This window comes from Spiroplasma endosymbiont of Seladonia tumulorum (assembly GCF_964020235.1).
In the GTDB taxonomy this organism is placed as follows: Bacteria; Bacillota_I; Bacilli_A; order Mycoplasmatales; family Mycoplasmataceae; genus Spiroplasma.
Map to the genome: position 1 here is coordinate 1384395 of NZ_OZ026545.1, position 14530 is coordinate 1398924.

Here is a 14530-nt window from a genome sequence, read left to right on the forward strand (position 1 = left end):
AGTGTTTAAATTACTAACAAATTTTGGAACAATGTTATAATTAAAAAGATAAAAATTTAGAAAGGGTAATAAAGATGGAATTTTCGCATAAAGCAATTGAACAAAAATGACAACAATATTGAGAAGAACATCAAACTTTTAAAACAACAAATAATTCAGAGCAGAAAGCTTATATTTTAGATATGTTTCCATACCCATCAGGAGCAGGTTTACATGTTGGACATCCAAAAGGATATGTTGCAACTGATGTAATTAGTCGTATGCGAAAATTGCAAGGTTATGATGTTTTGCATCCAATTGGTTGAGATGCATTTGGTTTACCAGCTGAACAATATGCTTTACAAACAGGGAATGATCCAGCAGAATTTACTTTGCAAAACATTGCTAATTTTCATAACCAATTAAAAGCACTTGGCTTTAGTTATGACTATGAAAAAGAAGTTAATACTTCTTCACCAGAGTTTTTTAAAACAACACAATTAATTTTTGAATTATTATATCAAAATGGATTAGCTGAGATGCGTGATGTTGATGTTAATTGATGTCCTGAATTAGGCACAGTCTTAGCTAATGAAGAAGTCTTAAATATTAATGGAAAAATGGTTTCTGAACGTGGACAATTTCCAGTTTTTAAAAAACCAATGCGACAATGGGTTTTAAAAATTACTGCCTATGCAGAAAAATTATTAGCAGGATTAGATGAAGTTGATTGGCCAGAATCAGTTAAAGAGTTACAACGAAATTGAATTGGAAAATCAGTTGGTGCTGAAATTAAGTTTGCGGTCCAAAATAATCCAGAAATTATTAATGTTTTTACAACCCGTGCTGATACAATTTTTGGTGTTGAGTATCTTGTTTTAGCACCTGAGCATCCATTAGTCTCAAAATTAACAACATTTGAATATGAAGCTGCTGTTACAAAATTTTTAGCAGCAACAAAAGCAAAAACTGACTTAGATCGGCAAGATATTAGTAAAGAAAAAAATGGAATGTTTATTGGTAGTTATGCTATTAACCCAATTAATGAAAAACTTATTCCAATTTGAATTGCTGATTATGTGTTACCATTTTATGCAACTGGTGCTGTGATGGCTGTGCCAGATCATGATGAACGGGATTATTTATTTGCTTTAAAATATCATTTACCAATTAGTTATGTTATTGAAGGAGAACATCATAATAAATTACATAATAAAGATGGTAAACATATTAATTCTGATTTTTTGAATGGTTTAATGACAAAAGAAGCAACAAAAAAAGCAATTGATGTTTTAACAACAGCTGGAAAAGCGAAAGTTAAAACTACTTATAAACTTCGTGATTGGTTATTTTCTCGTCAACGATATTGAGGAGAACCTTTTCCAATTATTCATTGAGAAGACGGTTCAATTAGTTTAGTTGATGAAACAGAATTACCGTTAGAATTACCAAAAATGACAAATATTAAACCATCACAAACTGGAGAATCACCATTAGCTAATGCCACAGAATGATTAACTGTTATTGACAGTACTGGAAAAAAAGGACGCCGAGAAACTAATACGATGCCGCAATGAGCGGGTAGTTGTTGATATTATTTAGCTTATATTTTAATGGAAGATAAGCAACTGTTAGACTTACGTAATGCTAAAGCACAAGCTTTATTAAAAAAATGATTACCAGTTGATTTATATGTTGGTGGCCAAGAACATGCTGTTTTGCATTTATTATATTCACGTTTTTGACATAAATTTTTATATGACCAAAAATTAGTTCCAACTTCTGAACCATTTTATAAATTAGTTAATCAAGGAATGATTTTAGGGACAGATGGCTCAAAAATGAGTAAATCAAAAGGAAATGTGATTAATCCTGATGATATTATTAAATCACATGGGGCTGATACATTACGTTTATATGAAATGTTTATGGGACCAATTGAAGCATCATTGCCTTGAAATCCAAATGGGTTAGATTCAGCACGAAAATGATTAGATCGCGTTTATCGTCTTATTAAAAATAATAATTTTTCGCAAGATAATAATCATGAGTTAGATTTTGTTTATCATAGAATGGTTAAAAACAGCACAGAAATGTTAGAAAAATTAAGTTTTAATACAGCAATTTCACAACTAATGGTCTTTATTAATGCTTGTTATAAAATAAAAGGTCCAATTTATCAACCGTATTTTGAAGGGTTTACTAAAATGTTAAGTTTGTTTGCTCCACATTTAGCAGAAGAAATTTGAACAAAATTAAATCAACCATCATCAGTTGCATTGTCAACATGACCAACATATGATGAAAAATATTTACAAAAAAATGAGGTTATAATTGCAGTTCAAGTTAATGGTAAATTACGTGCTAAATTAGAAGTACCACTTGATACATCAGAAGAAGAATTATCAGCTTTGGCTAAAGCTAATAGCAATGTTCAAACCTTTTTAGATAAGCATGAGATTATTAAAGAAATTATTATTAAAAATAAAATTGTTAATTTTGTTATAAAATAAATAGAAAAGATATTAATTATTTAATCAAAGGAGAAAAGTAATGCAATTTGTTCGTTCTAACAATGGACCATGAGGTTTTTTTGATCCAGCAGGTTCATATCTGCCAAGGGCTGATTGAACTGACCAGTGATTTTTTAAAGGTCATAATTATGTTTTTCAATTAGTTGGCATTAGTATTTTTGTTTTAATTATTGGTTCATTATTTGTTTGCAGAAAGTATTATGCAAAAACTGTTAATTGACAATGGTTTCGGATTTCAATCGGGATTTATCAAATTATAACTTATTTCTTAACATATGCGATTTGAGTAACTTATTTAGCAGTTGTTTTAAAAACAGAGTGAATTTGAGGACCGGTGGGACCTTCGCAAATTCGTGGTTTAAGTGAAGTTATGCCATTACACTTATGTAGTTTACACCAGTTATTATCGGGCTTTATTTTAATTTTTCCTAGTCGAAAATTTTTTGAAGTTGTTGCTCCTTCAGCAATTGTTTTACCAATTTTACCAATTATAACGCCGGTTAATGGTTATTGAAGTTTAGATAATTTCTTTTACTATAATTACTTTATTCTTCATACATTAATTATTTTTGCTTATTTATATGTTTATAAATATGGTTTAGTGGGAAAGCCTTATAGTGGTTTATTATTTAAATGACAGTTATTATGATTAACATTATTTTCTGTTATTGCAGTAATTTGAGACTGAATTTTTAAAACAAACCAATTATTTGTGGGGCCAAGTAGCGGTGAACCATGGAACAATGGTGGTTTTAATGTTGGTGGTTGAAATACAAACTTTATTGGTGCAAAATATATGTGGCCATTTGCTTGATTACCAATGTTTTTCTTAGGGATTGTAATTGTTTCATTAACCCATATTTTATTATTTTATCTACCACAAAGTTTTTTATATGATAAAAAAACAAGAAAATTAGAATCTGTTCCTCGCGGCGTATGTAATAAATTTCATACTAAAGAAGGATTAACTTACATTGCTTTTACTTTTAAATATATTTTTTGATCAGATAATAAAACTCATTATCATCTTAATCAAACTAATTTATTAAAATTTACTGATATTGAATTATTAACAATTCGCAATAAGAATCATAGTTAGCAAAGCTAACTATTTTTTATTTAATTAAGTTTTCAATTTAAAATAAAGGTATAATATAACTAAATGAAAGAAAAGGTGGCGAGAACAATGGTTAAATATGCAATTATTGCAAATGATTATCAAGAATCAACACAGTTAGTTAATAAAATTAGTAAACTTTTACAAGAAAATCAATTAAAAGAAGATCTTAGTAACCCACAGTATGTTTTTATCATTGGCGGGGATGGAACTTTATTAAGAGCAGTTAATAAATTTCAAGATATTATTGATAAAGTTTTTTTTATTGTAATTAAATCTGGTTCATTAGGATTTTATGCCAACTATGATGAAAATACTTATCCTAAAGCAATTAAAGCAATTATTAATAATAAAGTTCATGTTCGTCAAATGCCATTATTAGAAATTAAATATAATGGTAATCTTATTCGCTATGCATTAAATGAAGCAAAAGTTGTTGACCATGTTAAAACAATTCGTACTGACATTTATGTTAATAATGATTTATTGGAGCATTTCCGGGGAAGTGGGCTTGTTTTTGCAACTAAAACTGGTTCAACAGGTTATATGCGAGCAATTAATGGTTCCATTATTGCATCTAATATTTCCACTCTATGGCAATTAAAAGAAATTGCTCCGGTGGCAAATTCAACTTTTTCCACAATTAACGCTTCAATTATTTTAAACCAAGATCAAATAATAAGGTTAAATGGTGAGTTGAAAGGAAAAAGTTTAGTGATTGATACTTATGAATCAGAAATTTTAAGTTCCGATGTAGAGTTAAAAATTAGTCAAAAAACATTGAACTTATGCTATGATAAAGAAAATGATTTGAGTCTAATTGCGAAGATGAAGTTATTATTTGCTCATTGCAATGATAACAGAGGAGATGATTAATAATGCAAACTGAATATATTATTATCATTGTTGTGGCAATGATTTTAATGCTGTTGTTTATTTTAATGATGATTTTTCGGAAAAAGATTTTTAATTTTCAAAAAATTCTTGTTCCAAAACAAACGATTTCTTTTTCTATTAATGATTTAATTAGTATTTTAGGAACAAAAACAAATATTACAATGGTTAAAGCAACCTTAACTCGGTTGCGAGTAACAGTAAAAGATTTAGACGAAGTTGATTTGGTTTTGTTAAAAACTAAATTTAAATTAAAAAATATTGATATTGTTGCCCAAACTGTTATTTTGCCATTTGGCAATATCAGTTTAGCAATAAAAGATGAAATGAATAAAATTATTGGAACATAATTATTACAATTTTTTATTATTGTTTATTTTTATCTGCAAATAATTTGTTAAAAGCACTTTCGTGCTTTTTTTGTTACTTTTAAGAGATAATTTAATTATAAAGTGAAGGAAGAATTGCAATGATATTTGAAGAGTTTATTTTTTATGTACCAGCGTGAGGACGATTGAAGCAACCTTTCAATAAAAAATTTAATAAAAATCGACACCACTATAAAAACAGACATGAAGAAGCAAGGAATGGCGGAAGACAATTATATAATGATTGAGAAAATAAATTAACAAAAAATGTGAAAAAGGAATTCAAGGAGTATTTGGAACAATATACCGGAAGTCATTATGAACCAATTAATGAATATTTACGAAAGACAAATGGAAAAATATATCATGATATTGAAGCTATTCCAACTGAACTTAAATTTACAAAAAATGATTTAAAGAAAGTTAATAATAAAATTTTAAAATTAGATAAATCATTTCAAAAAGCAAAAACAAATGAAAAATTAGTTGTTTTTCGTCGGGTTAGTGGCTATCAATTTTCAGACCATGACCTTAATTTACGTGATGCAAATAATAAAATTAATCGTGATTTATTTACGCAAATTCGGCAAGACTATACTGGTGAAAAATTTACGCAACATAGTTTTTTAAGTACGTCTTTATCAAAAGACCCTCATAAATCATATTCTGGGGAGCGTTATCCAATTTTGTTAAGAATTAGTTTACCAAAAGGAACAAAAGCAATTTATGTTGATGAAATTAGTAAGTATTATGGTCAAAATGAATTATTGTTAAATCGTGGTTATACCTTTCGTTATCATAACTTCCTTATTGTTAAAGATAAAACCATAGGTAAAGAAAGTATTAAAGTTGAGGTTTCTTTAGCACGAGAAGATAAAAAATTTTAAATAATAAAGTAAAGAATGAAAAGGAGAAGTAAATATTATGGAAAAAAATACAGATATTGATAATATTAAACAACAAAGCTCTTGCCTTAACAGTGATTGTGAGCATGCGTTAGATAGTGATGATGATGGCATTCCTGATTGTTGAGAAATCAATGGTTATACAGTTGAAGGGGGATTAATTGTTCCTTGAGATGATAAAAAACACAAACTAGGTAAATTTATAAAATATAAATCAGACCCGTATAATAGTCATACCACGGGAAATCCTTATTCGGATGCTGAAAAAGTATTAGGAAAAATTGACCAAGGAGTTTTACCAGAAGCACGTCATCCGCTTGTTGCTGCTTATCCTAAAATTGGAGTAATGATGAGTAAAATGATTTTATCTAACAATTTTAATGTTACAAATGAGCAAGGAAGATCAGTTGGCCAACAAAAAAAGTAATACTATTAGTGTTTCAACTTCTAGTAGTAATACTGAAGCAACAACTGTTGGAGCATCGGTTTCAGCAGGAAATTTCTTTTTTTCCGAGTCTTTCTGTTAGTACTAATATTTCACATGAATGATCTAGTACGGTATCTTCTGAACATTCTAGTTCTAATACATCATCGCAAGAACAAGGACAAACATGAACACATTCATTAGGAATTAATACTTCTGAAGTTGCATTTTTAAATGGGAATGTTAAGTATTTAAATGTTGGAACAGCGCCAATTTATGAAGTTCGTCCAACGCTTAATTTTGTATTAGGAATTGGTGAATTATCAAATACAATTGTTTTAGGAATTCTTGCTTGAATTGGTTTATCGATTTATCAAAAAATTCGTCAAATTCGAGGTAAGAAAAAAGAAAAAAAGAAATTGAAAACAAGGAGGATAAAGAATAATGTTAGGTATGTATTTAACAACAGCTGTTAATTTTCTAGCTACAGATACTCCTACTATTTCAGGTGGAATGGATTCTATTTGAAGTGGTTTGGGACAAGCAATGATGAAAGTTAAAGATGCTGTTTATGCTGTGTTACCACAATTAATGACCTTTTTAGGTGATGCTTGAATTATTTTAATTCCATTTGGAATTTGAGTAATTATTAAAATATTAAACTTTTTCCGTGTCATGGTTAAAGGCTTTTAATATTTATTATAACTGATCCATTCATATATTTTAGCTATGGCACATTAGCTTTTATGTGAGTTGATTAATTATAAACGTATAATTTTATATTTTAATAGCTATTAGTTAAAACTAAGTAGTTATTTTCAGTGTGCCTTAATTTTTAATTTTATATATTTAACAATGTTTATTACAATACATATACATTATTTAAACATTTTATAGTAAAGAGGAGGATTAGAATGAAATTTATTAGTCCGTTGTCTTGGCCAGATGGAAAAGCTAAACACTTTGATAAAATTAAAGCATTATTACCGGCTAAATTTGATAAATTTATAGATTTATTTTGTGGCGGTGCTTCAGTTGGCTTAAATGTGTTAGACCAGCAGTTATGTAACAAAGTAGTTTTTAATGATTTGCATACTAGTTTAATTGAATTTTGACAATATGATATTCATTTATTTGAATTGAATTATTTGAAAAAATTAGCATATCCTAATTCAAAAACTATTAATGAATTGAAAGAAAAAATGTTTGATGATTATTGTTTAAATTTTAGTAGTCGGAAAAAAGCTTAGTTTTTATAAAAATTATAAATAAAGTAATTAAATACAAATTAAAGTAATCGCTTATTAGAACGATTTTTTTATTTGCATTATTCATCAGATAGTATCTTTAAAATTAAAAATTAACCTATTTTGCCCTACAAACTAGTTAATTTTTATAATTTCCTTTCTGTGATTTATTATATTTTTTCGGTTTAACAATTAATAATATCATTTTTAATAAAGGTACTATCTGATGAATAATGCAATACTAAAACTTAATATTTTGATGCTTAAAGATGGATAACTCATCTATGGCACGAAGTCTTAAAGAAAGTGTGAAAGCGATTGGATTTACTCTCCTATTTATTTCTTTAATTCTCGACAAGATTAATCACTTGTGAAATGTCAGAGCATGTGTTTTTTGGTTTGTTTTCATAAAAAAAGTGCTGTTAAACCGAAAAAAACAATATCGGACACTAAAAAAACAAGAGGGTTGGAACTCCAAAAGGTTATTTTCTTTATATAAAGTTGTGTAGGGATGGATGAAGCGTAATTAATAACTGGGTAAACTGTTTTTTTATTTCCGTATGGGGGTAAACTCTATCAAAATATCCTATCCGCCCCCGCTCACTCCACAAAGTGAAGCGGGCGGCGAAGTAATTAAATGGCGCTGTGTATATATAAACGGCAAATTTATATCTTGTTAAGTTAATAATAAAATATTTTTAATAAATTGCAACAACTTTTTCAGAAAAAATTAAATTTTTGTAATTTTATCTTATTTTATTCATATTTAAGCGCACTAAAAATAATTTATTAAATTTTAACTAATAAATTTATTTAAAATTTTGTAAAAACATTGTCTTTGCACTTAATCAATTTAAACATGGTCGGAGTTTATCATTTATAACATTAACTACTCAATCTATCATTTTTTGACTAATATTATTAAAATCAATTCCCTTAGAAAGTCAATATCTAAATTCACCGTTCATATGCTCAATTAATGGTTTTTATTGTGGTTTACCGGGGTCACAAAAATAAACTTGTGTTTCAGCAAATATTTTTATTTCTCTTCATTTACTAAATTCTTTTCCTCTATCAGTTATTATTCCTTTAATTTTCCCAATTAAATTATTATTTTTAACAATATCTTTAAATTTTTCTAAAACTTCATTAGCAGTATTATTTTTTAATTTCATTACAAAATAATTTTTACTTGATTGTTCTACTAAAACTAAATTACTAGATTGATGGTCTTTTCCTACAACAGTATCCATTTCAAATCATCCAACATTAGAAACTTTATTTTCAATATCTCAAATTGATTTAAAGTTAGTTAATTTACCACGATTATCAGTTTTTCCTTTTGTTTTGTATTTTTTACCACGATGGGGTAAATTTTCTTTTTTTAATCCAAATTCACCTAAGCGAATTCATTTATACAATGTTTTAACACAAACAGGAAATTTAACACCAAATTCCAAGAAATAACGATAAATTAATTGTTCGGGTGTATCGTGGTATTTATTAAATCTTATTTTAATAAAATCTAACTGCTCTTTTGTAAATTTAGGTAGTTTTTTAATGCATTTTTTACGTTTTTGTTTATAATCTTTTTGTGCTTGATATGGATTATAATATTGTATATTTTTAAATCGCTTAATTTCTCTTTTAACAGTATTAACTCCACGACCCGTTTGTCGTGATATTTCAGATAAATTAATTGTGCCATTTTTCTTTTTACAAGTATCAGATAATAATAAATCTTTAAATAAATCTCGCTCATCAAATGTTAAATGTTTAAATTTTCTCATTTTTATACAAATTCCTTTCATTTTTTCTTATAATGTATTATATATAAAATAAAGAGGTCAATAAATATGCAAGAATTTAGTAAAATTAATAATAAAAAACGAATTACTAGTTATGAACATTTAAATAAAAAATATAATTTAAATTTTAGTGACTATAATTTTGGTTTTGATTGAGAAGTATTTAAAGATTTTGTTGGTGATAGTTATGCCCGATATTTTACTTCGCCATGTTTTTTTAAGTTTGTCTCAGCGGGGCGTGGTACTAATAAAACATGAAATCACCTAGCAGAAAAATTATTTTTTGCTTGTAATTTTACCGATGCTTCATCTAACATTTTACGAAGATATGCCAATACCCACGAAGATACTACATTTGGCGATACAATTAATGTCTGCAACTATCTATATGATAAATATGAGATTGATATAGGGTATGACAATGAAAATGGTATTGTTTGACCTAAAAATGTTAAAGAAGGTGGCGAAATTGTTTTTCCTAGTGGTGTTCGCATTGCTTTTGCTGGTTATGCTAATGGTAATAAAATTATGGGGAAAGTTGGTAAAGGTAGTGGTATTATATCAGCATGAACTGACGAAATGATACATGCTGAAGAAAAAGAAATCTTAACTGATAAAGAACTAGATAAAAGATATAATAATTTAAGAGTTTCAATGTTTCGTTCTAAAAGTTTAAAAGTGTCTTACGAAAAATACACGGATGAAAATGATAATGAACAATATAATTTAGATAATCCTATTCCAGTAAAAGAATTATCTTGGACATTTCAAGAATGAGACAACATAGCAAAACAATATATAACAGTTACAACATATTTTTATAAAACATATTCTAATCAATTTACCTTTAATCCTTTTGATAAATACCATATCTTTTATGAAAAATTTGTAACGCCATATTTACCTTTAAATGAAAGAATTAAAAATATTTTAAAAGAACACAATCAGGTATATTCAGAAAACAAACAAGCATTTAATGGTTTGGGTATTTTTAATTTGCGTTTAACTATGGGGGCTGTTTGAAATAAAATACCTGATATTACCAAAAAAATTGTTTTAGCAAATAAAGAAGAACGACCCGATTTATTTGAACTTGAATATTACGGTTTTGAATATAACGATAATGACCCCAGTATTTATGTTTTACGAAATTATCGTAAATATATTAAAGAGTATAATTTACAAGATTTTTATAATATAAATACAAAACAATATCAATTTGATAGTTATTCAATTGGTGTTGATTATGCTAATGGTAGTGAAGACCATACAGTATTTTTATTTAGTGGTTATAAAATTAATGAAAATAATGAATATGATAAATATTTAATTAAAAAAATGTTGTTACCCCAAAAAACGCAATGAATTTAAATGAAATAGTTGAACATTACGGACAATGAATAATTAACTGTTTTGATAAATTTGATGGTTTTGAATATGCTACATTTCATTATGATATTAATGCTCATGACTTTATGCAAAAATTACAAGAAGATATTTACCCTTATTTAGGTTATAAAATTAAGATGTTTAAAGCCAAAAAACATCAGACATCCCTTAATAAAGAAGCGGGAATAATTAATCGTGTAACATGAATAAGAAAAATGTTTGTTCAAGGCAAAATATATGGTATATTATATAACTTCCCATTTTTAGATAAGTGTATTAGTGAATTAAGATTTAGCGATACCAAAACAAACACACCCGACAGTAAAATGTACCACGATCCATATGATGCTTTGTTTTATGGTTCTTATCCGTATCGCTTTAAAATGGGTATATAAAATGTATTATAATATTATTGAAATAAAATTAGAGAATATTTCAATTAATTTTTATCTATATTTTTATTAAATCTGTAATAGCAGATTTTTTAGGTTTTGGGCGAGCGGTTGATTTTCTTAAATTTTTGTGATAAAATGACTTACAAGTTAAAAAAGATTTTGAGGTTCTTTCAAACAAATTTGGGAACCTTTATAAAATTCTTCGCTTAACGCTTAGAATTTTTCCCAAGTATTTTGAAAAGCGCGGCAAAAGTTTTTTTAAACTTTAAGGCATTTTTCGCAAAACTTATGAAAATCACCGCGAGCCCAAATTAGTACAATATAATCACAATAATAATCATTTAAATAACTTCCTTTCTCAAATATGTTTAAAAAGTGCTTGTATATATATATATATATAATGTCACTAGATCTTGATAAAAATTTTCAAGATAAAAGAAAGGAAATAATAAAATGAAAAAACTTTTAAGTTTATTTAGTCTATTAACTATTGGTGGAACCGCTGTACCAACAACAATTGCTGCTAGCCCCTATCAAAAAGAAGAAACTAAATTAGAAATTAGTAAAGTTAATTATTCACAAAAAAATAATTTAGAAAAATTAAATAGAGTAAAAAGACAAGATAATAAAAAAAATAATATTGTTGGAATTTCAGAAATTGTTATTATAACAAATAAAAGTATTATTTCTTCCGGTGTAGTTTTAAATAATAAATTATACTTTGGTTCTTTTGATCATAATGTTTATGAATATAATCCTAAAACTGAACAACAAAAAGTTGTAATTACAACAAATGGAAGTATTTTATCTTCTGGAGTAGCTTTAAATAACAAATTATACTTTGGTTCAAAAGATAATAAAGTTTATGAATATGATACATTGCAATTAATTGAATCTAAAATTATTAATATGAGAGATCAAGTAAAAAGAGGGTTATATTTATATCATAAAAAACAAAATCCTAATTCTGAAATTAAACAGATTTTAAATATTAATTTAAAAATTTAACAGAATCTGAACTTGTTTTAGAAGAAACACAAAAAAAATAAATCATATAATTTAGAACAAGATCTTAATGATATTTGTAAAGATTCTAACTCAACATTTATAAATAATAGTAGTATTGAACAAATTCAAAATACAGTTTCTTGTTCTAAACAATTAACAGAAACAAATACATTTCAAAAAATGAATGGATTTTCTAAATCAGAAACAACATCAAATACTGATAATTGAAGTACAAATGTAAATACTAAAGTTACAGCAAAAGCTAGTAGTAATGCTGGTGTTCCTGTTGTTTTTGGTGCAAAACTTGAAGTTGCAGTTGAAGCTGGTGGTGGTTATACATGAGGGAAGTCAAAAACTTATACTATAACAGATACTTCAAATTCTTCTGAAACAGAAATTAAAACAACCACAAACACTACAACAATAACTGTTCCATCTCAACCAGTAAAGGTGCCACCACATAGTAAAATTTCAGTTTATGTTACTTCTTTACAAAATAATATAGAGCTTATTTTAAATTATTATCAAAAAATTGAAGGTATGGTTAGTGCAAAATTAATTGATAAAAATAATAATGAAATAATAGTTAATATTTCAATTAAAGATGCTATGCTTAGTTTATTTGAAAATGAAATTTTACCCTCAAAAATAAAAATAAATAATGATAATAGTATAAATTTTTACTATGATATTAAAAGTAAAAAAGAAATAATTATGCATCAGACTGAGATTGGGGAAGCTATTCCCTTAAATTCGGAAGAAAAAAATGTAACATTTAAAAATAAAAAAACAGATATAGTGGTAGTAAAGAATTAATTATAAACACGATATGAAAAAGAAATTAAGTCTTTTGGGAACAATCACTTTAATAGGAACAAGTACAGCCAGTTTAGTTGCCTGTAATACACCACAATATATCGAGGAACAATTAAATAAACTAAAAGAAAAAAATAATATAAAAACAAAAAATGGTATTTTAGAATGAATAGCATATCAAGAAAAACCATTTAATCAAGTGGATAATAAATGATATTTTGCTATATGGAAACCTAATAATTCTATTTATTGAAAAATATCAAAATTTAAACACGATACAAATAAAGGAAAAAAATGAGGATTGAGATCCATTAAAACCATATTATATTGATCTCTTTTTATGGGTTTTTGAAACAAAAGAACAAGATTTATTAATAGATGATCAATCAGAAGGTAAAATAGAACGAATTTTTTGAAATGAAGATAAGGGACGAAATTTTAAAGCAGTTTATCGTTGAAATTTAGAAGATACTAATGTACCTAATTTAATTATTGATAAAACCGGTAATGTAAAAGTTAATGAATAATAAAAAGTCATTTTAATAAATGACTTTTTATATTTCTAATATAATTAATGATAATTTTTCATTATTTTTATTAAATAGTTGTAAATTATTAATATTAATTTGTTCTTTTTCAGTAAAAATTGTAATTTCATAATTACCATAACCTCATATACCTGATATTTCAATTTGATTTAAATTAAATAGTTTTTTATCAAAAGTTATTTTAATACTATAATCAATTAAATCTTCGATTGTACTAATTCAATCTATTTTAGAATAAAGTAATTTATATCATTCAGAAAAATAATTTAAATAGTTTTCTATTTTGTCATTAAAAACAATTAAATTAGTTAAATATTTCCCATATTCACCATCAGATAATTTAATTTCTGATGGAATAAGAGAAGGAATGTTATTTGTTTCTAATTCATTTGTTACGGATAATCAATTAAAAAAATTTGCTTCTAATCGATAAATAGGATTTTCTGAAATATCTTTGTTTTTAACACTTACTTTAATTTCATTATCTTTGTTATTATTAACATTTATTTGTTGTTTTAAATTTCAATCAATAATCTTTCCAGTACTTGAATCAATTAAAGGTTTAAGAGGTTCACCACCACCATTTCAACGATAAACTGCTTTAAAATTTCGTCCCTTATCTTCATTTCAAAAAATTCGTTCTATTTTACCTTCTGATTGATCATCTATTAATAAATCTTGTTCTTTTGTTTCAAAAACCCATAAAAAGAGATCAATATAATATGGTTTTAATGGATCTCAATCCTCATTTTTTTCCTTTATTTGTATCGTGTTTAAATTTTGATATTTTTCAATAAATAGAATTATTAGGTTTCCATATAGCAAAATATCATTTATTATCCACTTGATTAAATGGTTTTTCTTGTGCTTTAATTTCTTTTCAATAATTTACTGTAATTGGTGGATTAGAACCAATAAAATCAAAATATAATGAATATATTTGTACTTGACAATCTGAAAAATAAAAATATCCTTCTTCTAATCTATTTGGTTTTGAAATTAGTTTAAAATAATAAGGAGCAATTAATTTAATATCATCATTATAGCCTTTATTAATTGCATACTTGCTATATGTATAATTTGATAACATATAAATAA

15 protein-coding genes and 2 pseudogenes are annotated in these 14530 nt (G+C 26.2%); 15 read left to right on the plus strand and 2 right to left on the minus strand.

From position 1 onward, the window contains the following. Window positions 1-74: 74 nt before the first annotated feature. The 9 genes from leuS (at window position 75) to AACL22_RS08850 (ending at window position 7471) form a co-directional block, all read left to right on the plus strand. The gene (gene leuS, locus AACL22_RS08810; RefSeq protein WP_338991467.1) at window positions 75-2492 is read left to right on the plus strand and encodes a leucine--tRNA ligase; all 2418 of its coding nucleotides are present in this window, start codon (window positions 75-77) and stop codon (window positions 2490-2492) included. A 40-nt stretch (window positions 2493-2532) separates the two neighbouring features. Continuing rightward, the gene (locus AACL22_RS08815; protein ID WP_338991469.1) at window positions 2533-3612 is read left to right on the plus strand and encodes a hypothetical protein; all 1080 of its coding nucleotides are present in this window, start codon (window positions 2533-2535) and stop codon (window positions 3610-3612) included. A gap of 87 nt (window positions 3613-3699) precedes the next feature. Further along, window positions 3700-4506 (plus strand): NAD(+)/NADH kinase, encoded by an 807-nt coding sequence (locus AACL22_RS08820; RefSeq protein WP_338991471.1) that lies wholly within the window; start codon window positions 3700-3702, stop codon window positions 4504-4506. A gap of 2 nt (window positions 4507-4508) precedes the next feature. Then, window positions 4509-4874, plus strand: coding sequence for a PTS transporter subunit EIIB (locus AACL22_RS08825; protein ID WP_338991474.1), 366 nt, complete (start codon window positions 4509-4511; stop codon window positions 4872-4874). A 119-nt stretch (window positions 4875-4993) separates the two neighbouring features. Beyond that, on the plus strand, window positions 4994-5779 hold the full coding sequence (locus AACL22_RS08830) for an ADP-ribosyltransferase (RefSeq protein WP_338991477.1): 786 nt from the start codon (window positions 4994-4996) through the stop codon (window positions 5777-5779). A gap of 37 nt (window positions 5780-5816) precedes the next feature. Next, window positions 5817-6224 carry a binary toxin-like calcium binding domain-containing protein gene (locus AACL22_RS08835; protein WP_338991479.1) on the plus strand — a complete coding sequence of 136 codons (408 nt, stop codon included), beginning with the start codon at window positions 5817-5819 and terminating at the stop codon, window positions 6222-6224. A gap of 47 nt (window positions 6225-6271) precedes the next feature. Then, window positions 6272-6697: a hypothetical protein gene (locus tag AACL22_RS08840; protein WP_338991481.1), complete on the plus strand. Its 426-nt coding sequence runs from the start codon at window positions 6272-6274 to the stop codon at window positions 6695-6697. Beyond that, a complete protein-coding gene (locus AACL22_RS08845) occupies window positions 6666-6914 on the plus strand; it encodes a hypothetical protein (RefSeq protein WP_338990511.1) in 249 nt (82 codons plus the stop codon). Before AACL22_RS08840 ends, AACL22_RS08845 begins: the two co-directional genes overlap by 32 nt. A gap of 221 nt (window positions 6915-7135) precedes the next feature. Next, window positions 7136-7471, plus strand: coding sequence for a DNA adenine methylase (locus AACL22_RS08850; protein WP_338991484.1), 336 nt, complete (start codon window positions 7136-7138; stop codon window positions 7469-7471). A gap of 806 nt (window positions 7472-8277) precedes the next feature. Here AACL22_RS08850 and AACL22_RS08855 read toward each other — a convergent pair. Further along, window positions 8278-9258, minus strand: a pseudogene (locus tag AACL22_RS08855) (IS30 family transposase). Window positions 9259-9324: 66 nt separating this feature from the next. Between AACL22_RS08855 and AACL22_RS08860 the strand changes: the two are divergent. The 6 genes and pseudogenes from AACL22_RS08860 to AACL22_RS08880 all read left to right on the plus strand — a co-directional run bounded on the left by AACL22_RS08860 (window position 9325) and on the right by AACL22_RS08880 (window position 13411). Beyond that, complete coding sequence (locus tag AACL22_RS08860; RefSeq protein WP_338991488.1) at window positions 9325-10647, plus strand: hypothetical protein; 1323 nt, start codon at window positions 9325-9327, stop codon at window positions 10645-10647. Next, window positions 10638-11060 carry a hypothetical protein gene (locus AACL22_RS08865; protein ID WP_338990150.1) on the plus strand — a complete coding sequence of 141 codons (423 nt, stop codon included), beginning with the start codon at window positions 10638-10640 and terminating at the stop codon, window positions 11058-11060. Before AACL22_RS08860 ends, AACL22_RS08865 begins: the two co-directional genes overlap by 10 nt. 453 nt (window positions 11061-11513) lie before the next feature. Next, window positions 11514-12068 (plus strand): hypothetical protein, encoded by a 555-nt coding sequence (locus AACL22_RS08870; protein WP_338991490.1) that lies wholly within the window; start codon window positions 11514-11516, stop codon window positions 12066-12068. 180 nt (window positions 12069-12248) lie between these two features. Continuing rightward, complete coding sequence (locus tag AACL22_RS08875) at window positions 12249-12884, plus strand: hypothetical protein (RefSeq protein WP_338989166.1); 636 nt, start codon at window positions 12249-12251, stop codon at window positions 12882-12884. Window positions 12885-12897: 13 nt separating this feature from the next. After that, window positions 12898-12960, plus strand: a pseudogene (locus AACL22_RS13850) (hypothetical protein); the annotation flags it as partial. A gap of 142 nt (window positions 12961-13102) precedes the next feature. Next, window positions 13103-13411: a hypothetical protein gene (locus AACL22_RS08880; RefSeq protein WP_338988777.1), complete on the plus strand. Its 309-nt coding sequence runs from the start codon at window positions 13103-13105 to the stop codon at window positions 13409-13411. A 27-nt stretch (window positions 13412-13438) separates the two neighbouring features. Here the strand turns inward: AACL22_RS08880 and AACL22_RS08885 are convergent, their stop codons facing one another. Further along, window positions 13439-14257 (minus strand): hypothetical protein, encoded by an 819-nt coding sequence (locus tag AACL22_RS08885; protein WP_338991493.1) that lies wholly within the window; start codon window positions 14255-14257, stop codon window positions 13439-13441. Window positions 14258-14530 lie beyond the last annotated feature (273 nt).